Annotated in this window: 17 protein-coding genes, 2 tRNA genes and 1 riboswitch; of the genes, 7 read left to right on the top strand and 12 right to left on the bottom strand. The window is 71.6% G+C overall.

What is annotated here, in order from left to right; all coding sequences use genetic code 11:
* Nucleotides 1-135: 135 nt before the first annotated feature.
* The 4 genes from AQJ58_RS29810 to AQJ58_RS29795 all read left to right on the top strand — a co-directional run bounded on the left by AQJ58_RS29810 (nt 136) and on the right by AQJ58_RS29795 (nt 5,154).
* Complete coding sequence (locus AQJ58_RS29810) at nt 136-1,560, top strand: NsdA family TPR-like regulatory protein (protein WP_055638960.1); 1,425 nt, start codon at nt 136-138, stop codon at nt 1,558-1,560.
* Between the two features lie 92 nt (nt 1,561-1,652).
* Complete coding sequence (lhgO, locus tag AQJ58_RS29805; RefSeq protein ID WP_234360336.1) at nt 1,653-2,861, top strand: L-2-hydroxyglutarate oxidase; 1,209 nt, start codon at nt 1,653-1,655, stop codon at nt 2,859-2,861.
* Between the two features lie 41 nt (nt 2,862-2,902).
* Nucleotides 2,903-3,733 (top strand): tRNA (guanosine(46)-N7)-methyltransferase TrmB, encoded by an 831-nt coding sequence (trmB, locus tag AQJ58_RS29800; protein ID WP_199844715.1) that lies wholly within the window; start codon nt 2,903-2,905, stop codon nt 3,731-3,733.
* A gap of 53 nt (nt 3,734-3,786) precedes the next feature.
* Complete coding sequence (locus AQJ58_RS29795; RefSeq protein ID WP_420712192.1) at nt 3,787-5,154, top strand: PrsW family intramembrane metalloprotease; 1,368 nt, start codon at nt 3,787-3,789, stop codon at nt 5,152-5,154.
* A gap of 37 nt (nt 5,155-5,191) precedes the next feature.
* On the opposite strand, the gene AQJ58_RS29790 is transcribed toward AQJ58_RS29795, so the two are convergent.
* The 4 genes from AQJ58_RS29790 to AQJ58_RS29775 form a co-directional block, all read right to left on the bottom strand.
* The gene (locus AQJ58_RS29790) at nt 5,192-6,136 is read right to left on the bottom strand and encodes an aldo/keto reductase (protein WP_067255685.1); all 945 of its coding nucleotides are present in this window, start codon (nt 6,134-6,136) and stop codon (nt 5,192-5,194) included.
* Between the two features lie 81 nt (nt 6,137-6,217).
* Nucleotides 6,218-7,255, bottom strand: a complete 1,038-nt coding sequence (locus AQJ58_RS29785) for a M23 family metallopeptidase (protein WP_067255683.1) — start codon at nt 7,253-7,255, stop codon at nt 6,218-6,220.
* 7 nt (nt 7,256-7,262) lie between these two features.
* A riboswitch (cyclic di-AMP (ydaO/yuaA leader) is annotated at nt 7,263-7,430 on the bottom strand.
* A 254-nt stretch (nt 7,431-7,684) separates the two neighbouring features.
* Nucleotides 7,685-7,758 (bottom strand) — tRNA-Met (locus AQJ58_RS29780).
* Between the two features lie 17 nt (nt 7,759-7,775).
* Nucleotides 7,776-8,906, bottom strand: a complete 1,131-nt coding sequence (locus AQJ58_RS29775) for a dihydrofolate reductase family protein (RefSeq protein WP_067255682.1) — start codon at nt 8,904-8,906, stop codon at nt 7,776-7,778.
* An 83-nt stretch (nt 8,907-8,989) separates the two neighbouring features.
* Here AQJ58_RS29775 and AQJ58_RS29770 point away from each other — a divergent pair, with 83 nt between their 5' ends.
* Both AQJ58_RS29770 and AQJ58_RS29765 read left to right on the top strand, forming a co-directional pair.
* The gene (locus AQJ58_RS29770; protein WP_067255680.1) at nt 8,990-9,508 is read left to right on the top strand and encodes a MarR family winged helix-turn-helix transcriptional regulator; all 519 of its coding nucleotides are present in this window, start codon (nt 8,990-8,992) and stop codon (nt 9,506-9,508) included.
* A gap of 114 nt (nt 9,509-9,622) precedes the next feature.
* On the top strand, nt 9,623-10,255 hold the full coding sequence (locus AQJ58_RS29765; protein ID WP_067255679.1) for a GTP cyclohydrolase II: 633 nt from the start codon (nt 9,623-9,625) through the stop codon (nt 10,253-10,255).
* Here AQJ58_RS29765 and AQJ58_RS29760 read toward each other — a convergent pair.
* Together AQJ58_RS29760 and AQJ58_RS29755 are read right to left on the bottom strand one after the other, a co-directional pair.
* Nucleotides 10,242-10,901 (bottom strand): NUDIX domain-containing protein, encoded by a 660-nt coding sequence (locus tag AQJ58_RS29760; protein WP_067255677.1) that lies wholly within the window; start codon nt 10,899-10,901, stop codon nt 10,242-10,244. The two genes, AQJ58_RS29765 and AQJ58_RS29760, sit on opposite strands and share 14 nt — an antisense overlap.
* 395 nt (nt 10,902-11,296) lie before the next feature.
* The gene (locus tag AQJ58_RS29755; RefSeq protein WP_067255676.1) at nt 11,297-11,581 is read right to left on the bottom strand and encodes a hypothetical protein; all 285 of its coding nucleotides are present in this window, start codon (nt 11,579-11,581) and stop codon (nt 11,297-11,299) included.
* Nucleotides 11,582-11,824: 243 nt separating this feature from the next.
* Between AQJ58_RS29755 and AQJ58_RS29750 the strand changes: the two genes are divergently transcribed.
* The gene (locus AQJ58_RS29750; protein ID WP_067255774.1) at nt 11,825-12,307 is read left to right on the top strand and encodes a DUF5994 family protein; all 483 of its coding nucleotides are present in this window, start codon (nt 11,825-11,827) and stop codon (nt 12,305-12,307) included.
* 38 nt (nt 12,308-12,345) lie between these two features.
* Here AQJ58_RS29750 and AQJ58_RS29745 read toward each other — a convergent pair whose 3' ends face one another.
* The 6 genes from AQJ58_RS29745 to AQJ58_RS29720 form a co-directional block, all read right to left on the bottom strand.
* A complete protein-coding gene (locus AQJ58_RS29745; RefSeq protein WP_067255773.1) occupies nt 12,346-13,539 on the bottom strand; it encodes a PP2C family protein-serine/threonine phosphatase in 1,194 nt (397 codons plus the stop codon).
* Between the two features lie 74 nt (nt 13,540-13,613).
* A complete protein-coding gene (locus AQJ58_RS29740) occupies nt 13,614-14,114 on the bottom strand; it encodes a DUF5994 family protein (RefSeq protein WP_234360335.1) in 501 nt (166 codons plus the stop codon).
* Nucleotides 14,115-14,218: 104 nt separating this feature from the next.
* Nucleotides 14,219-15,175, bottom strand: a complete 957-nt coding sequence (locus AQJ58_RS41735) for an STAS domain-containing protein (RefSeq protein WP_234360334.1) — start codon at nt 15,173-15,175, stop codon at nt 14,219-14,221.
* 482 nt (nt 15,176-15,657) lie between these two features.
* Nucleotides 15,658-15,730, bottom strand: a tRNA-Lys gene (locus AQJ58_RS29730).
* A 104-nt stretch (nt 15,731-15,834) separates the two neighbouring features.
* Nucleotides 15,835-17,358 (bottom strand): amino acid permease, encoded by a 1,524-nt coding sequence (locus AQJ58_RS29725; protein ID WP_067255674.1) that lies wholly within the window; start codon nt 17,356-17,358, stop codon nt 15,835-15,837.
* A gap of 140 nt (nt 17,359-17,498) precedes the next feature.
* Complete coding sequence (locus AQJ58_RS29720; protein ID WP_079079321.1) at nt 17,499-19,898, bottom strand: DEAD/DEAH box helicase; 2,400 nt, start codon at nt 19,896-19,898, stop codon at nt 17,499-17,501.
* Nucleotides 19,899-20,021: the final 123 nt, after the last annotated feature.

Below are 20,021 nucleotides of genomic sequence, written 5' to 3'. Positions count from 1 at the left end.
CACTCGCGTACGGACCACAATCCCGCCAACCGGCAGAATGCCCCTTAACGCTTGGGATGCGGCGAACTACGCTGGGTTTACGAATGCCGCGTGGTTATGCCAGAGCGGCAGCCGGATGTGTCGAGGGGTGGCGCAATGTCCAGGGAGCAACGCGGGCCGAACGAAAAGCTCGGCGCCGTTCTCGCCCTCGCGGGAATCAGCAACGCAGGACTCGCGCGACGCGTCAACGACCTTGGCGCTCAACGCGGGTTGACTCTTCGCTACGACAAGACGTCCGTGGCGCGCTGGGTGTCGAAGGGCATGGTGCCGCAGGGCGCCGCGCCGCACCTCATCGCGGCCGCCATCGGGCAGAAGCTCGGCCGCCCGGTGCCGCTCCACGAGATCGGCCTGGCCGACGCGGACCCCGCGCCCGAAGTGGGTCTCGCCTTCCCCAGGGACGTGGCCCAGGCCGTGCGCTCGGCGACGGAGCTCTACCGCCTCGACCTGGCCGGCCGCCGGGCCGGTTCGGGGGGCATCTGGCAGTCCCTGGCCGGATCATTCGCAGTAAGCGCATACGCAACGCCCGCGTCGCGCTGGCTGATAACCCCGGCCGACAGTTCGGTGGCGCGTGAGGCCCACTCCCTGGAGGGGACCGGCGCACCGCTCAAAGTCGGCCACAGCGATGTGCAGAAGCTGCGGGAGGCCGCAGAGGACGCCAGACGGTGGGACTCCAAGTACGGCGGCGGGGACTGGCGTTCGTCGATGGTCCCCGAGTGCCTCCGCGTGGAGGCGGCGCCGCTGCTGCTGGGCGCCTACTCCGACGAGGTCGGGCGCGCCCTGTTCGGGGCGAGCGCCGAACTGACGCGGCTGGCGGGGTGGATGGCCTTCGACACCGGTCAGCAGGAGGCCGCCCAGCGGTACTACATCCAGGCGCTGCGGCTCGCGCGCGCGGCGGCGGACGTACCGCTCGGGGGGTATGTGCTGGCGTCGATGTCGCTCCAGGCGACCTACCGGGGGTTCGGCGACGAGGGCGTGGACCTCGCGCAGGCCGCCCTGGAGCGCAACCGGGGGCTGGCGACCGCCCGCACCATGAGCTTCTTCCGGCTCGTCGAGGCACGCGCGCACGCCCGCGCGGGGGACGCGCAGGCCGCCGGGGCGGCGCTGAAGGCGGCGGAGAGCTGGCTGGAGCGGGCGCGGGAGGGGGATCACGACCCCTCGTGGCTCGGGTTCTATTCGTACGACCGGTTCGCCGCCGACGCGGCCGAGTGCTACCGGGACCTGAAGGCGCCGCGGCAGGTACGGCGCTTCACCGAGCAGGCGCTCTCGCAGCCGACGGAGGAGTTCGTGCGCTCGCACGGCCTGAGGCTGGTCGTGTCCGCGGTCGCCGAGCTGGAGTCGGGGAACCTCGACGCGGCGTGCGAGCAGGGCGTGCGCGCGGTGGAGGTCGCGGGGCGGATCTCGTCCGCGCGGACCACCGAGTACGTGAAGGACCTGCTGCATCGGCTGGAGCCGTACGGGGACGAGCCGAGGGTCGTGGAGCTGCGGGAGCGGGCACGGCCGCTGTTGATGGCTCCGGCCTAGCGGGAAGGGGTGCCCGCCCCCTGAGGTGAGCTGCGCCGTCCTGCGTTTGAAGGCTCTGTCAGTGGCGCAGTGCACTATCGAGGGTGGAGGTGGTGCCGGTGGTGGCATACGACTGTGACGTGCTCGTGATCGGCGGGGGGATCGTCGGGCTGTCGACCGCGTATGCGATCTCCCGCGCAGCGCCGGGAACCCGGGTCACCGTGCTGGAGAAGGAGCCGGGCCCCGCCCGGCACCAGACCGGGCGCAACAGCGGGGTGATCCACAGCGGGATCTACTACCGGCCGGGCTCGCTGAAGGCGCGGTACGCGGTGCGGGGCGCCGCGGAGATGACCAAGTTCTGCGCGGAGTACGGCATCGCGCACGCCGTCACCGGCAAGCTGATCGTCGCCACCGAGCGGGACGAGCTGCCCCGCCTGCACGGGCTCGTTCAGCGCGGCCGGGAGAACGGCATACCCGTGCGGGAGCTGGGCACCGCGCAGATCGCGGAGTACGAGCCGGAGGTGCGGGGACTCGCCGCGATCCATGTCGGGACGACCGGCATCTGCGACTACACGGCGGTCGCCCACCGGCTCGGCGAGGCCTCCGGGGCGGAGCTCAGGTACGGCGCCGAGGTGGTGCGGATCGACCGGCGGCCGGAGCGGGGTGTGGCCGTGCTCACCGCGCGCGGGGACGTGGTGCGGGGCCGTGCACTGGTGAACTGCGCGGGGCTGTACTGCGACGAGATCGCCCGGATGACCGGGGACGAGCCGGAGGTGCGGATCGTGCCGTTCCGGGGCGAGTACTACGAGCTGGCGCGGCCCGACCTGGTGCGCGGACTTGTGTACCCGGTGCCCGATCCGGCATTCCCGTTCCTCGGGGTCCATCTGACCAGAGGGATCGACGGCGGGGTGCACGTCGGCCCCAATGCCGTGCCGGCCCTGGCCCGCGAGGGGTACGACTGGGGCGTCGTACGGCCCCGGGAGGCGCTGGCGACGGCGGCGTGGCCCGGGGTGTGGCGGATGGGACGCCGGCACTGGCGGTACGGGGCCGGCGAGCTGCGGCGGTCGGTGTCCAAGGGGGCGTTCGTGCAGGCGGTGCGGCGGTTGTTGCCGGCGGTCGGCGAGACGGACCTGGTGCGGGCGGACGCGGGCGTGCGGGCGCAGGCCGTGCTGCGGGACGGCGGCCTGGTGGACGACTTCCTGATCCGTGAGGGCGCCCGCGCGGTGCACGTGCTGAACGCTCCCTCCCCGGCGGCGACGGCCTCGCTGCCGATCGGCCGGGAGGTGGCCCGCAGGGCCCTGGAGGTGCTGGAGACCCGGTGACCCTGGTGAGGCCGGCGCACGGCAGTAAAATCGACGGCACTGTGTCTGATTCCGTGAACACCCCCGAAGTCCCCCGGCCCGCGCCCGGCGGCGAGCACCACCCCGGCGAGTCCGTCCGGCACACCCGGGCCAAGGGGGAGCCGCGCTTCCCCGACGGCCCGAAGGCCGACCCCGCCGGGTCGCACTTCGAGCGGCGGATCAGGAGCTTCCAGCCCCGGCGCAGCCGGGTGACGGCCGGGCAGGCCGACGCGTTGCAGCGGCTGTGGTCGCGGTGGGGCCTCGACATCGACGGGCACGCCGTCGACCTCGGCGAGCTGTTCGGGAACGACAGACCCGTGGTGCTGGAGATCGGGTTCGGGATGGGCGAGGCCACCGCGCAGATGGCGGTCGCCGACCCGGACACCAATATCCTCGCCGTGGATGTGCACACCCCCGGTCAGGGCAATCTGCTCAACCTCGCCGACCGGGCCGGGGCGGACAACGTCCGGGTCGCCAACGGCGACGCGATCATCCTGCTGCGGGAGATGCTGACCCCCGACTCGCTGGCCGGGCTGCGCGTCTTCTTCCCCGACCCCTGGCCGAAGAAGCGCCACCACAAGCGGCGCCTCATCCAGCCGGAGTTCCTCGCTCTGGCCGCGACGCGGCTGCGGCCGGGGGCGACCGTGCACTGCGCGACCGACTGGGAGCCGTACGCCGAACAGATGCTGGACGTCCTCACCGCCCACCCCGACTTCGAGAACACGCAGGCCGACGGTGGTTTCGCGCCCCGTCCCGCGTTCCGGCCGCTGACCCGTTTCGAGGGCCAGGGGCTGGACAAGGGTCATGTGGTGAACGACCTCCTCTTCCGTCGCGTACAGCACGGCGATCACTGACCGACAGACCGTCCACCACAGTCCCCTCCCTCGTTAGGGTCGATGCCGTGGCCATCAGTCACCCGTTTCCGCCGTACCCGCCGCCCCCGGGCGGCCCGGACGAGGACGCCCGGCTCCGGCGGGTGCACTGGTGGCAGCGGAGAGGGGTGCGGTACGGGGCGCTCATCACGCTGCTCACGCTGTCGGGGCTGGTGATCCTGGCGCTGGTGCGGGAGCAGACCGGCACCGAGGGGTTCCTGGTCGGGCTGGGGCTCGCGGTGCTTCCGGTGCCGCTGCTGATAGCCGCCTTCCGCTGGCTGGACCGGGTGGAGCCGGGGCCCTGGCGGAATCTGGTGTTCGCCTTCGCCTGGGGGGCCTGCGCGGCCGCGCTGATCGCGATCGTCGCCAACAGCTTCGCCACCCACTGGATAGCCACCGCCACCGCGGATCCGTCCGGCGCGGACACCCTCGGGGCGACGGTCATAGCGCCCGTCGTCGAGGAGTCCGCCAAGGCCGCCGCGGTCCTGCTCGTGTTCCTCTTCCGCAGACGCGACTTCACCGGGCCGATCGACGGGGTGGTCGTCGCCGGGATCACCGCCACCGGCTTCGCGTTCACCGAGAACATCCTCTATCTGGGCACCGCGTTCGGCACCGACCAGCTGAGCGGGGACAGCGGCATCGCCTCCGTGACGGCCGCGACCTTCTTCGTGCGGATCGTCATGTCGCCGTTCGCGCACCCCCTCTTCACGGTGCTCACCGGGCTCGGCTTCGGGCTCGCGGCGCGCTCCGGGCACGGCCGGCCGGTGCTCCGCGTCCTGTTCCCGCTGGGCGGGCTGCTCCTCGCGATGGGCATGCACGCCCTGTGGAACGGCTCGTCGACCTTCGGCGAGTTCGGGTTCTTCGCGGTGTACGCGTCGTTCATGGTGCCCGTGTTCGGGCTGCTCACCTGGCTGGCGGTGTGGACCCGGCAGCGGGAGCTGCGCACGGTCCGCGAGGAGCTGCCCGCGTACGCGGCGGCCGGCTGGCTCACCCCGGCCGAACCGTACGCGCTCGGCTCCATGCGGGCGCGGCGGCTGGCCCGCGAGTACGCCAAGCGGCATCTGGGGCGGCCAGCCGCGCGGGCGGTCGCCGAGTACGAGGCGTACGCGACCTCGCTGGCGTTCCTGCGGCACCGGGGGCGGAGCGGACGGGCGGGCGACGACTTCGTCGTACGGGAACGGGAGCTGCTGAACGAGCTGTGGCGGCGCCGGGAGGTCGCCCGCCCGGCGCTGGACCACGCGGCGCGGATGACGGTGCCCGTGGCGCCCGGGCCGGTCTACGGGTACGGGTACGGCGCCGCGCACGGTTACGGCGTCCCACAGGGGTACAGCGCCCCGCACGGGTACTACGGGTACGGGTATCCGGCGGGGCCGTATCCCCTCCAGAACCCCTACCGGTCGTAAGGGTCGTAGGGGCGGGGGCGCGGGGAGAGAGGGATGTCTAGGCCGAGGCCGCCGTCAGCCTCGTGATCTCCTCGTCCGTGAGCTCGATCTCCGCCACCGCGAGCAGCGGCGGCAGCTGGTCCGGGGTGCGGGCGGAGGCGATGGGGGCGACGACCGTCGGCCGGGCGGCGAGCCAGGCCAGCGCGACCGTGGCGACCTCGGTGCCGTGGGCGCGGGCGATCTCGTCGAGGGCGGCGAGGACGCGGACGCCCCGCTCGGTGCCGAGGTGCTGGCCGGCGCCCGCGGCTCGCGGTCCCTCCACCGTCGTACCGGGGCGGTACTTGCCGGTGAGGAAGCCGGAGGCCAGGGCATAGTAGGGGACGGCGGCGAGGCCGGAGCGGGCCGCGAGGTCCTGGAGGCCGCCCTCGTAGGTGTCGCGGGAGACCAGGTTGTAGTGCGGCTGGAGGGCGACGTACCGGGTGAGGCCCTCACGGTCGGAGAACTCCAGCGACTCCCGGAGGCGTTCGGGCGAGATGTTGGAGGCGGCGATGTGCCGCACCTTGCCGGCCTTCACCAGCTCGTCCAGCGCGCCGATGATCTCCTCGACCGGCACCTCGGGCTTGTCGAAGTGGGTGTAGTAGAGGTCGATGTGGTCGGTGCCGAGGCGGGTGAGGGACGCGTCGGCGGCGGCCTTGATGGTGGCGGCGGTCAGGCCGGGGAAGTCGGGGTGCTGACTGACCTTGGTGGCGATGACGACGTCGTCGCGGTTGCCGCGCTTGTGCACCCACCGGCCGATGATCGTCTCGGACTCGCCGCCGCTGTTGCCGTCGACCCAGGCGGAGTAGGAGTCGGCGGTGTCGACGAAGTTGCCGCCGGCGGCGCTGTAGGCGTCGAGGACGGCGAAGGAGGTCGCCTCGTCGGCGGTCCAGCCGAAGACGTTGCCGCCGAGGGCGAGGGGGAAGACCTCGAGGTCCGAGGAGCCGAGCTTGCGCAGAGAAGTCATGTCCTACGTCAACGCCGTCTTCGGACCGGCCCATTCCGTCCGTCGCGCCGAAGCGTACGAAGAACGTGTGAACAGGACCCCTTACGGGTTGAGCCCCTTGCTGTGCAGCCAGGCCATCGGGTCGATGCCGTTGGCGGCGCCGTCGGGGTGGACCTCCAGGTGGAGGTGGGCGCCGGTCACATTGCCGGTGGCGCCCACGCGGCCGATCACGTCACCGGTGCCGACCTTCTGGCCGGCGCTGACGTTGATCGAGGACTGGTGGCAGAACCACAGCTCGGTGCCGTCGTCCAGGGTGAGGATGGTGCGGTAGCCGTAGGAGCCCGCCCAGCCCGCCTCGGTGATGGTGCCGCTGTGGACGGCCTTGATGAGGGTGCCGGTGGGGGCGGCGAAGTCCAGGCCGGTGTGGTAGCCGGAGGACCAGTAGGCGCCGGCCTGGCCGAAGGTCGCGGTGAGTGTGTACGAGGAGGTCGGCAGCGTGTACTGCTTGGCCAGCTCGGCCAGGCGCGCGGCCTCGGCCTTCTCCTTGGCGGCCTGTTCGGCCTTCTTCTTCGCGGCGGCGGCCGCGGCCTTGGCGGCCTGGTCGGCCTTGGCGACGGCGGCCGCCTCCGCCTTGGCCGCGGCGGCCTCGGCGCGCGCGGCGACCTGGGTCTGCTGCGACTCGGCCTGCGCCATGATCCGCTCGCGCAGCGCCTCGCCGGCGTCGGCGGTTACGCCGCCGCTGTTGCCGGCGGTGGCCTCGGAGACCTCGGCGCCGAAGCCGGCGAGCGCGGGCGCGGCGTCCTGGCCGGAGTCGTCGTCGGAGATGAGGGAGCCCACGGACGGCAGGTCCGGCATGGCGATGGAGACCGGCGGCTTGCCGGTGTTGGCGCTGGCCATGCCGCCGGCGCTGAAGGCGGCGATGACGCCGACGCCGAGGACCGTGGAGCTGCGGGCGAATCCGCCGCCGCGCTGCTTGGCGACCCGGTGCTTGCCCCGGACCGGGGCGAGGGAGTCCTCGGTGGGATTCCACTCCTCCCAGGGGCCCTCTTCGCCGCGGTAGCTGCCGTAGCCGAAGGTGTCGGAAGAGGAATGCTGGCTCGGCGCGAAGGGAGCTTCGGGAGCAGGCCGGTTGGACGCCACGCGGGCGCACTCCTTTCCTTCCGACGCCTACCGGGTTAGCTGACGGGTTCGGAGCAGGAAGGTCTCCTACGCGCGTAAACCGTTCGTGACTCCGTGAGTTCACGACGGCTTCCGTGCGATTCACCCCAGGGTGGTGGTTCCCCGGTTCCCTTACGGGATTCGGCGCGTGCGCACGGAGCCGACTCTTGTGACGGCTGGGACGACCGCGCTGCGTTATCGAACGTTAATAGACCCGGGCGTAGCTTTCCAAGCTCTTCAGCTTGATCAACAACCTTTTTTGGCCTGGACTTTCGGGCCATGACCGGTGAAAAACGGGCGAGTTGCCGGAATACACCGGCGACGTACAGCCACTGCGGGGGCTGGGCGCAGGGCGCGCGACCAACACACCGAGGGCCGGAACCCTTTCGGATTCCGGCCCTCGGCCTTCAGTAGCGGGGACAGGATTTGAACCTGCGACCTCTGGGTTATGAGCCCAGCGAGCTACCGAGCTGCTCCACCCCGCGTCGGTGACACCACTGTATCACCCGGTCAGGTGCAGGTTCGGCACCCTCGCCCGGTCGGCGTACTCCGGGAGGACGACGACGTCCACCCCCTCGGCCGCGAGCAGCCCGTTTCCGTCGGCGGCCGTCACGAAGGTGTCCGGCTCCCGCCAGGCGGTGACCACCCGGCGCACGCCCGCGTCGAGGATGAGCCGGGCGCAGGGCTTGGGGCGGGAGGCGCGGCGGGCGCAGGGTTCGAGGCTGCTGTAGACGGTGGCCGTGGCCAGCCGGGGGTCGGCCGGGTCGAGTCGGGCGAGGGCGGCCTCCTCGGCGTGGACGACGGGGTCGCCGCCCTCGCGGGAGTGGCCGCGCGCCAGTTCCGTGCCGTCGGCGGCGACGATCACCGCGCCGACGCTGAAGGCCGTTTCGGAGGGCGGGCACTGGGCGGCGAGCTCGCAGGCGAGGGCCAGCCAGTGGCGGTCGGCGGCGGAGGGGAGCGGGCCGGTGCCGGGGGCGGTGGGCTCGTAGCGCATGAGGACGACGTCCTCGATCCGCCGGGTCTCGGTCAGACGGAGCCGTCCGCCCTGGTAGGCGCCGGGGCCGAAGAGCCGGGGCGCGCCGGGGTCGCCGACGAGGAGAGGGGCGAGGACGAGCTGGACCTCGTCGGCGAGGCCCTGCTGGAGCAGCTGGGTGTGGATGGTGCCGCCGCCCTCGACCATGAGCCGGCGCACACCGCGCTCGTCGTGGAGGTGCTCCAGGAGGCGGCGCCAGTCCAGGTCGGGGCCGAGCGGGACGACCTCGGCCGCGATGCCGAGCGCCTCGGCGCGCCGGGCGCCCCGGTCCGTCGTGTAGACGACCTTGTCGCCGCCGGTGTGCCAGAAGTGCGCGGCCGGGTCGAGGTCGCCGGAGCCGCTGACGGTGACCTTGAGGGGGTACTCCGGCTTTCCGGCCGCCACGCGCGCGTGCCTGCGGTCGGCGGAGTTCACCAGCAGCCGGGGGTTGTCCGCGCGGATGGTGCCGGCGCCGATGAGGATCGCGTCGACCGAGGCCCGCACCTCGTCGACCCGGTCGAAGTCCGCGGGGCTGGACAGCAGCAGGCGCTCGGCGGTGGTGTCGTCCAGATAGCCGTCGAGGGAGACGGCGGCGGACAGCAGGACGTACGGGTACGGCATGGGCGCGGCTCCCCCGGGACACGGGCTGGTTCGGGAACGAGGTGGGTCTTGGTTCAAGTTTGAAACAAACCTACACTGGGTGCATGACGACCCGCTGGCTCACCCCCGAGGAGCAGCGCGCCTGGCGCGCTTACGTCGCCGGCTATCTCCTCCTGGAGGACGCCATCGACCGGCAGCTCCAGCAGGAGGCCGGCCTGCCCCATCTGTACTACTCCATCCTCGCGAACCTGTCCGAGTCCCCCGAGCGACGGCTGCGGATGACCGAACTCGCGGAGTCGCTGAAGATCACGCGCAGCAGGCTGACGTACGCGGTGACCCGGCTGGAGAAGGACGGGCTGCTGCGGCGCGAGGACTGCCGCTGGGACAAGCGCGGCAGTGTCGCGGTGCTGACCGAGGAGGGCATGGCGACCCTGGAGCGGCTGGCCCCCGGCCATGTGGAGACCGTCCGCGCCGGCCTCTTCGACCGGCTCAGCCCCGAGCAGGTGCGCCAACTGGAGGAGATCTTCACGCAGGTGGTCGCCGGCTTCCAGGAGGACGGCGAGGCCCTGCCGGAAGAACTGCCGTGGCGGCGGCGTTCATCGGGATGTTCCGGGAGCTCGTGAGCCGCGCCACAAAGCCGTTGCTTCAAATTTAAAACATGGGTAGGGTCTCACCCGGCTTCTGCTTCAAATCTGAAGCAGAAGCCGTAACGATCGCACTCGCCCCGGGAGACCCGCATGCCCGACACCCCCGCCGCCACCCAGCGCGCCCGCGTCCGGGTTCCGCTGCGCTTCCACGACGGCTACTCCGTCGACGCCGAGCTGGTCACCTTCCACGGCCTGGCCGACGGGCAGGAGCATGTCGCCGTCGTGCTCGGCGAGTCCGCGCCCGGCACCGTCCCGCTGGTCCGGCTGCACTCCGAGTGCCTGACCGGGGACGTCTTCGGCTCGGCCCGCTGCGACTGCGGCCCCCAGCTGCGCGAGGCGGTGGAGCGCATAGCCGAGACCGGCGGCATCCTGCTCTACCTGCGCCAGGAGGGCCGTGGCATCGGCCTCTACAACAAGCTCGACGCCTACGCCCTCCAGGACCAGGGCCTGGACACCTACGAGGCGAACGCCGCCCTCGGACTGCCCGAGGACGGCCGCGACTACACCGCCGCCGCCCAGATGCTGAACGCCCTCGGCGTGACCAGCCTGGACCTGCTGTCCAACAACCCCGACAAGGCCGACCAGCTGCGGGCGCTCGGCATCGACGTCCACGACCGGGTCCCGACCGGTGTGTTCACCACCCCGCACAACGTCCGCTACCTGCGTGCGAAGGTCCTCCAGACCCAGCACACGCTGCCGCTGGCCCAGCTCAGCGCCGTCTGAACGGACCGTCCAGGGCCGCCCACTGGAGCAGCATGATGGTCTTCGCGTCGGCGATCCCGCCGGAGCGGACCAGGCCGAGGGCCTCCGTGAACGGCAGCTCCACGACCGCGATGTCCTCGCCCTCGGCCGCCACACCCGCCGTGTCGGCGCCGGGGGCCGAGCCGTCGTAGGGGGCGGCGAAGAAGCCCAGGCGCTCGGTCACCGAACCGGGGCTCATGAACGCGTCGAACACGTGCTCCACCTCGTGGACGGTACGTCCCGTCTCCTCGACGGCCTCACGGCGGATCGCCGCCTTCGGGTCGTCGCCGTCCAGCAGCCCGGCCGCGGTCTCCAGGAGCATCCCGTCGGGGTGACCGTTGACGTAGGCGGGCAGCCGGAACTGACGGGTCAGCAGGACCGTTTCCCGTACGGGGTCGTAGAGCAGGATCGTCGCGCCGTCGCCCCGGTCGTAGGTCTCCCGCCGCTCCCGGCTCCAGTGGCCGTCCTGGTGCCGGTAGTCGAAGGTGGTCCGGCGCAGGACCGCCCAGTCGCAGGCGAGGACCTCCACGTCGAGGATGCGGACGCGCGGGTTCCCGGTGAGGTCGCGGCCGTGCAGATGCAGGCCGGTGCGGCCCCGGGGGTCGGGGGTGTCGATGCCGGCGGTCATGGGGGCTCCTCGGGTCAGGGGCGGGCTGCGCACGAAGGTCCCATGATCCCCGACACCGCGGCGCCCGCCCCGGCCGAAGCCGGAACGGGCGCCGCACCGCAGGTCGGAGGCGGAATCCCCGACCACCGTCCGTAGGCCCTGTGGGACTCGAACCCACAGCCGATGGATGAAAAAGTCCTGGCCAATGCGTGACGGGTGGTTCCGGAGGCTGCTTCGGAGTCCGGAACGGCCTGGGCAGGGCATGTCCGCCGTGATGCGCGGTGCGGCTCGTGCCGCACCGTCCGCTCACGCATCGCTCACGCATCCGATCCGCAGGCCGCCGGCCCATCCGCGCACGCGTCACTCGGGGATTGAAGTCCCGGCCCGACAAGCGGCGGCCGGACGTTGAGTCCGTGTCAGTCGCTCTGCCCGGGGCCACTCCACTCCTCTTCCTCCTCCATGAACCGGATGCCGTCATGGGACAGTGAGGCGGTGGCGGGCGTCTTGTGCGACGTCCATTCAACGGTGATCAGGCCCTCGTCGGCCAGGTAGGCGCAGGCTGCGGACAGATCGTCGTCGGGCAGCCGGAGCTCTTCGCGCAGTGCCGCCCCGCTGACCTCGGGTCGGTTGTGCTCCATGGCTCCGTAGAGTTGCCGGAGGATGGCCTTACGGTAGGTCTTGCGTTCACGGAGTGTCGTCATGGCTGGCGCTCTCAGGCTGGTCTCCGAAGCCGCTGATGCCGACGGGCAGCCGACCCTGCGGCCTCGCTCACAGCCTAGGCCGTCCGGGTGCCCCGCTGTGCAGCTCCTCAAGCGGCTTCCTCTCGCTGTACAGGAGCCCGGCGGCGCCGGTGCTCGGGGTTTCGATGGGGAGTAGCGTGGTCATAGGCATCAGAGGCGAGGCGCGTCCCGTGTTCGCTGCCGGATCCCGAACGGGTGGTCCTCATGACCGACTCCGACACATCCCCTGGTCCCCGGCATCTGCCGAGCGGCATCCGGCAGGCGGTACTGCCCGGGTGTGCACTGCTCCGGCTGGAGACGACGGCATCGCGCGAAGGGGTTCTCGACGGGGCGTGGTGGCCGAAGTCCCATGACATCGGTGCGGAGTTGCCGGCACTGCTGGACGCGCTCACGGAGCACCTCGGCCCCCTGAGCCGGATCGGGCTGGACGCCACGGCCTGGAAGAGGCTCCCGACACGGATCGTCATCGACGACCGGGTGGTGCACGTGGACTCCTTCCCGGTGGGTGATGACACCATCTTGATCACCCGGGGAGACAGGGACCACTTCTCACTGCTGGTGATCCCGCCGGAGGCGACACCCGAGGCCGCTCACGCGGCGATGGCCCAGGCCGTCCTGGCCGGCAATGTCAGTTCTGCGGAGCAGATCCTCATCGATACGGGAGGCGGACAGACGGCGTCGGGCTGATGAGTCGCCCCGCGGGCGGGGCAGACCCGGTGGTCCGGTCAGCCGCGCCACTCCACCAGGAGCAGCGTCGCGTCGTCCGTGGTCCGTCCGCCCCGCGCCCGTTTGAGCGTGTGCGACAGGGCACGCGCCACCGCCCGGACCCCGCGGCCGGTTCTCTCCAGCCCGTTCACCCAGTCGATCAGCTGCTCCTCCCCGAACTGCTCCTCGCCCGCCGCGTGCTCCTCGATCAGCCCGTCGGTGAAGCACAGGACGCGGTCCCCCCGTTCCAACCCCAGCACACTTACCTCCGGCTCCGCGCCGCCAAGGCCCACCGGGAGAGTCGTCGGGCCGACCAGTCGGCCCGTGACACGGTGGTCGCGGACGAGTATCGGCGTGGGGTGGCCGGCGTTGACCCACTGCAGCTGGCCCGTCGTCGTGTCCAGCCGCATCATCTGCGCGGTGACGAAGTGGTCGGCGCCGAACTGCTTCGCCACGGCGTCGTCCATGAAGGCGTAGATCTCTGCCAGGCTGGTACTCAGGCGGCGGGCGTAGCGGTAGGCGCCGATGGCGACCGTGGCCATGGTGGCCGCGCCGAGGCCGTGCCCCATCGCGTCGATCATGGCCAGGTGGAGGACGTCACCGTTGAGCGCGTAGTCGAAGCTGTCCCCCGCCACGTCGTACGCGGGCTCCAGGACTCCGGCCAGGGCGACGCGCGGCATGATCATGGCCAGGGGCGGCAGCAGCGCCCACTGGATCTCGGCGGCCACACTCATCGGTTCACGGCGTCGGATACGGAAGAACAGGTCGGAATATCCGTGCTTGGTCACCAGCAGGTCGGCCACCAGAGCGGAGAGCCGGCGCAGCATGCGGCGGTCGTCATCATCGACCCGGTCCAGCGTCACGGCCATGACGCCCACCTGGTCGCCGCCGTCGAGCAGCGGCAGGTGAACGCGTACGCCGTCGCCCGCGGGCAGCTCGACGGGCAGCGCACCGAGAAAGCAGCGGCCCGCGGCGGAATCGTCGATCACCTGGGGGTCCCCGCCCGCGAGGCCCTCACCGGGCAGGGGTACGAGCAGTAGCTGACCGTAGTCCTGCAGCAGGATCTGCGGACGGCGGCCCCCCAGCCGCTCCATCACGTCGGCGACCAGTGGGCCGACAAGGTGGGGCGGAAGCTCGTGCGCGCGATCGAGAACCGCCCCCAGGAGCGCTTCCCCGAAGCTCTCGGAGCGGTCCGCGCGCGGTTCGGCCGTCATCCGCTCACCCGACGTGATCCGCGCGGACACGGGCGGCGGTGGCCGACGAAAGAACTGCCTGTCCCATCAGTCCATCATGGGCCGTTCCGCTGCCTGCCGCTCTCCTGGCCGAGGCCGTCCTCGACTCGGGCGAGGATGCGCTGAGCCGACTGCGTGTTCCAGGGATCGGCGGCGGCCGTCAGCAGCCGACCGGCCGTTCCCGCCGGCTCGTCCGGCGAGATGACCAGCAGCTCCCAGCGCCCCACGGTGCCGCACTCGAGGGTGATGGCATGCGCTTCGGCGGCGGTGTCGCTCAGGACGACCTCGATCACGTGATCGGGCGCCAACACCGTTCCCGGGGCGTCGGGCCACGCGGCGGTCCCCACCGTGACGCGGGTGACCGTACCGTGGCCGGGGTCCAACGAGCCCACGAGGGCGGGCAACTCCAGCTCCAGGACGTCACAGCGCGGCCACCATGCTCCGTCGAGCGGGCCGTGGCTGGACTGCGGGGTGAGGCTCAGCCGCGCCAGCGGCATCCGGTACGTGTGCTCGTCATCCGGTGGCGTACCGTCGGCGGGCGGTGTGAGGGCGTCCATCGTGCGGTCCCGTCCCGGGCAGTGAAGGCGCTGCCCTCGTTCGTCACTCGCCGGGAACGGCGCCGCCAGATGGTGCGCCCGACATGCTCTCGGTGCCTCCCAGGCTACGCCCGGCCTGGGCCCGAGGCCGGAGGCGCCGGTACAGGCGCGTTCTCCGGGAAGAGGACCAGCACGCAGGGTGCGCCCAGACCGGGCAGCCCCACCATCTCTCCGCAATTTCGCCAGCCCCAGGACTCGAAGGCGGCCTGGCCGGCCTGGTCTGCCGGACGGATCAGGGCGACTCCGAGCGCGGTGCGCCGGTCGGCCAGCAGCCGCTGTTGCAGACGGCGACCGATGTCTCGGCGCTGGGCGTGATGATGCGCCACGACCTGGGTGAGGAGCAGGAACCGGGCACAGCCGGTGAGCCGCTGGACGCTCTCCTGCAACCCCCGCTCCGAGCGGGTACCGGGACCCACCGGGAATCCGAAGGCGCACCCCACCAGCACCGTCGTTTCGGCGACCAGCAACGCGAAGCCGGGCCGTCGGGCGGTGACGGCAAGCCGCCCCAAGAAGTCGCCCCGCTCCCGGTCCGCGCTCGCTGACAAGCCCGCGACGGGTTCCACGGCCAGGTCGGCGATGTCCTCGCTCAGGTCCTCCGCCTGCCAGCGGGTCAGGCGGCGGAGACGGATCCCGTCCTTCACTACAGAGGTACTGACCGGGCCGCCGCCGCCCTGCTCCTCGTCGGCCGACGGAGACGCACCCGGCACCTCACTGAGCAGGGAGGCGGAGCCGGTGACGGCGAGAAGTCGGGTGATCTGGGCGCACGGATGGTGCAGCCGCACGAAGGCGTGCGCCCGGTCCGCGTGTTGCGACACCGTCAGGAAGACGTCCAGGCCCTGGGAGTCGCAGAAGCCGACGGTGGTGAGATCGACGTCGATGCCGGTCACGCCGTCGCGCAGGCACTGCTCCAGCGCGGCCCGCAACAGGGGGGCCGTGGCGGGTCCGATCGCGCCGACGAGCGTGACGAGGGCCCGCTCTCCCCGGTCACGCCGGTGGATGTCCAGCCGCTGCACGACCGTCACGCCGCCCCTCGGCAGGGAAACGCGATATCCAGGAAGGTTCGTGGAGTTGCTGTGATCGCGGTGGCCATGATGCCGACCCGTCTCCGCACCGTCCGCCGGGGCGGCCCGGGATTTCGTCTCTCGCCGAGGACGACCCGACAGGAGAGTCGGAGTGCGTGACGCCCTCGGTCCTTTCACGGTACGTCGCCGGCAACCGGGAATGTGGCGCCGGCCAGACTCATCCGAGCCGAGCGCACCGCCTGCCGAAGGGGTCCGTGGAGACATCCGCGGCAGTCGGCCCACTCGTGGGGCACTCTGCTTGACCCCATACCTACGGGGTATCCACCGCCGCCGGGCCCAAGCACGTTCCGCAGGGCCACGGGCCCATCCGCTCACGCATCGCTCACGCACGGGCCTGAAAACGAAGCAGCGCCCGACCCGACCGAAGCCGACTCAGGCGCTGCTTAGCAGGTCAGAGGCGATATCCCCCACCCCACCACCGGTAGGCCCTGTGGGACTCGAACCCACAACCAATGGATTAAAAGTCCACTGCTCTGCCAATTGAGCTAAGGGCCCAGGCGATGTTGCCTCCCCGAGCATAGCCGGACCCGGCCGTGTCTCCGATCGGGTATCGGGGACACGGCCGCGCCGCGGGGCGGGAACCGGCGAGGATCGGCCGGTCAGGGGGTCTTTCCGGCCCGGGCCGCCTCGCGCGCGGCGGTCCGCTCGTGGGCGGGGTCGAGGAACCAGTTGCGGGCGGAAACCAGCCACCACCCGCCCGCGAAACCGAGGACGACCAGGACGGCGACCGGGGCGTAGTTGAAGGTCTCCCAGGTGACCGGGGAGACCTGCGGCAGCATGAACAGCACGGTGATCACCGCGACCCACGCCACCGACACCACGCCGATCGCCTCCGACCAGCGGCCCAGATGCCAGGGCCCCCGCTCGAAGGCCGCGCCCTTGCGGACCCTCAGCAGCGTGGGGATGACGTAGGCGATGTAGAGGCCGATCACCGCGATGGACGTGACCGCCGCGTAGGCCGTGACGTTGATCAGGTACGGCAGGCCGAGGACGAGCGCGCCGCCCGCCGCCAGCCAGACCGCCGCAACCGGCGTCCGGGTGCGCGGGCTGACCGTGTGCCAGACGTGCGACCAGGGCAGCGCGCCGTCCCGCGAAAAGGCGTAGATCATGCGGCTGTTGGCGGTGACCGAGGCCATGCCGCAGAAGAGCTGGGCGCCGATCACCACCAGGAGCAGCAGCTTGCCCGCCGTGGCGCCGAGCGCGTCGAGGAGGATCTGGGCGGGCGGTGCGCCGGTCGGGGAGTTGCGCGCGCCGTCGTAGGACTGGATGGCGAAGGTGAAGCCGAGCAGGAGGACGAAGCCGGCGATCCAGGAGGTCCAGATCGACTGGACGATGCCCTTGGGACCGGCCGTGGCGGCGTCGTGCGTCTCCTCGGTCATATGGGCCGAGGCGTCGTAGCCGGTGAAGGTGTACTGGGCCATCAGGAGGCCGAGCAGCACCACGTAGACACCGCTGCCCCAGCCCGTGTGGTTGACGAACTCGCCGAACACGAAGGACGCGGATTGGTGGTGGTCCGGTACGAAGGCCAGGGCGCCGACGATCACCGCGACGCCGAGCACGTGCCACCACACGCTGACGCTGTTCAGCAGCGCGACGATCCGCACGCCGAAGGTGTTCAGCAGAGCGTGCAGGAGCAGGATCCCGGCGAACAGCAGGACCGTGCGCCCCGGCGTCACCTCGAAGCCGAACTGGAGGTCGAGGTACGCCCCGAGGAAGGACGCAGCGCCGAAGTCGATGCCCGCGGTCACCGCGACCTGGCCCAGCACGTTGAACCAGCCCGTGAACCACGCCCACGCGGCGGCCGTGCGCGGCGGGGCGAGGCGGTGGGCCCAGAAGTACAGGCCCGCGGAGGTGGGGTACGCCGAACAGATCTCGGCCATCGACAGACCCACGAAGAGCGTCATGAGACCCACGGCCACCCAGCCCCAGGTGATCACCGCGGGGCCGCCGGTGTTCATCCCGAAGAGGTAGAGGGTCAGACAGCCGGAGAGGACGGAGATGATCGTGAAGGAGACCGCGTAGTTGGAGAACGCCGACATGCGGCGGGCGAGAACCTGCGTGTAACCGAGCTGGGCCAGCCGCTCCTCGTCCGAGAGGCCGCCGCCTGTGCCTACATCTGTCATGCCCCCAGCAATGCCCGCCCGGAGGGCGTGACACACGTCACAACTTGGCTGAAAAGTGCGGTCGTCGGGCCGGGATGCCGGAAGGGCCCGTACGACGGTGAGTCGTACGGGCCCTTCGGTCAGCCGGCTACGGGGCTGCGTCAGCCGTTGCGCTTCCAGCGCGGCTTGTCGTCGCGGCGGCCGAACGAGCCGCTGCCACGGTGGTCACCGCGGTGGTCGTCACGGCGGCCGAACGGGCGGTCGTGGCCGCCGGAGCGGAAGCCCGGGCGGTCGTCGCGGCGGTCGCGGTTGAACGGGCGGTCGCTGCCACGGTGACCGGCACGGTCGTCGCGGCGGAAACCGCCACGGTCGTCACGGCGCTCGAAGCCCCGGTCGTCGCGGCGCTCGAAGGAACGGCCGCCGCGCTCGTCACGGTCGCGGTTGTCCCGGTTGAAGCCGCCACCACGGTTGTCGCGGTCCTCACGGCGGAAACCGCCCCGGTCGTCACGGCGCTCGAAGGAACGGCCGCCGCGCTCGTCACGGTCGCGGTTGTCCCGGTTGAAGCCGCCACCGCGGTTGTCGCGGTTGAAGCCACCACCGCGGTTGTCGCGGTCGTCACGGCGGAAACCGCCCCGGTCGTCGCGGCGCTCGAAGGAACGGCCACCCCGCTCGTCACGGTTGTCACGGCGCTCGAAGGAACGGCCGCCGCGGTCGTCACGGTCGCGGTTGTCGCGGTTGTCCCGGTTGAAGCCGCCACCGCGATTGTCGCGGTTGAAGCCACCACCGCGGTTGTCGCGGTCGTCACGGCGGAAGCCACCGCGGTCGTCGCGGCGCTCGAAGGAACGGCCACCCCGCTCGTCACGGTTGTCACGGCGCTCGTACGACGGCGTGGACGGCGTGCGCTCCTCACGCGCGGCCCGGTCGACGTCACGCGCGGCCGGCTGCTCGGGGACGGAGGCCGCCTCGACCGCCGCCTGCACCTCGGCCTCGGCCTGCTCCTGCGCCTCGGCCACCGCCGCCTCGGGGTCCTCGCCGCGCTCGCGGGCGACCCGGGCGACCAGGCGGTCCGCCTCCTCGCGCAGCTCGCTCGCACGGCGCTGCGCCCGCTCCAGCTGCTTGGTGAGGTGGGCGACCTCGCGCTCGGCCTGCTGGGCGGCGTTGCCCGCGGACTCGGCCTGGACCTCGGTCATCGAACGGGCGCCGGTGATCTCGGCGACCTCCGGGTCGAAGGCGGCACCGCCCTGGATGATGTGGCGCGCGGCGTCGACGCCCGCGTCCTCCATCAGCCGGAAGATCTGCCGGCGCTGGTGCGGCAGGGAGAGCGAGACGACCGTGCCCGTGCGCCCGGCGCGCGCCGTACGGCCGGCCCGGTGCAGGTAGTCCTTGTGGTCGCCGGCCGGGTCGACGTTGAGGACCAGGTCGATGCCGTCGACGTGGATGCCGCGGGCGGCGACGTCGGTCGCGACCAGGACGTTCACGTACCCGTCCTTGAAGTCGGCGAGGGTGCGGGTCCGCGCGCCCTGCGTCATGCCGCCGTGCAGCGCGTCCGCCTTCACGCCCGCCTCGCGCAGCTGCTCGGCGACGCGGTCGGCGCCCAGCTGGGTGCGGACGAAGATGATGGTGCGGCCCTTGCGGGAGGCGATCGCGGCGGTGACCGGCGCCTTGTCCTTGGGCTTCACGATCAGGATGTGGTGGGACATGGTCGTGACGGCGCCCTGCGCGGCGTCGACCTCGTGCGAGACCGGCTTGTTCAGGTAGCGGTCGACGAGGGTCTTGATCTCGTTCTCCATGGTCGCGGAGAAGAGCATGCGCTGGCCGCCGGTCGGCACCTGGTCGAGCAGCTCCGTCACCTCGGGCAGGAAGCCCAGGTCGGACATCTGGTCGGCCTCGTCGAGGACGGCGATCTGCACGTCCTCGAGGGAGCAGGCACCGCGGTTGATGATGTCGCGCAGCCGGCCCGGGGTGGCGACGAGGATGTCGACGCCGCGCTCCAGGGCGTAGATCTGGTTGCCCATGGACGTGCCGCCGCAGACGACCTTCATCTTCAGGCCGAGGACGTCGCCGTACGGCTGGAGCGCGTCGGCGACCTGCATCGCCAGCTCACGGGTGGGGGTGAGGATGACGGCGCGCGGCTTGTGCTTCTGGGTGTGACCGCCGGCCAGCGTGGCCAGGGTCGGCAGACCGAAGGAGAGGGTCTTGCCGGAGCCGGTGCGGCCGCGGCCGAGGATGTCCTTGCCGGCCAGGGCGTCCGGGATGGTCGCGGCCTGGATCGGGAAGGGGACCGTCACACCGTTCTGCGCGAGCTTGCGCACGACGCCCTCGGGCAGGCCCAGGGCGGCGAAGGTGATCTCGGTGGTCTCGTCGGCCTGGTCGGCCTGGTCGGCCTCGTCGATCTCGTCGATCTCGTCGGTCACCTCGACGATGTCGAGGATCTCGTTGTCGAGGTCGGCGTCACCGATGTTCTCGAGCGCCTGGAGCGCCTCGTTCTCGACGGCCTGGGAGGCCTCGGCGGCCTGGGTGTCCTCAGACAGGACAGCGTGATCGGCACTGAAAATGGACATGCGTAAGCGAAACCTTCCGGAGTCTCGTCGGCACGCGCCCGTCAACTCCGTGTTCGCATTACGACCGCCTCAATGCGGTCCGCCACGGCAAGGGAGAGTACGCGCCACACGGCGCGCTCTGTG

It is taken from the genome of Streptomyces sp. DSM 15324, from assembly GCF_001514285.1.
GTDB lineage: Bacteria > Actinomycetota > Actinomycetes > Streptomycetales > Streptomycetaceae > Streptomyces.
The sequence above is the reverse complement of the archived record's forward strand: the minus strand, read 5'-3'. Positions and strand labels throughout refer to the sequence as shown.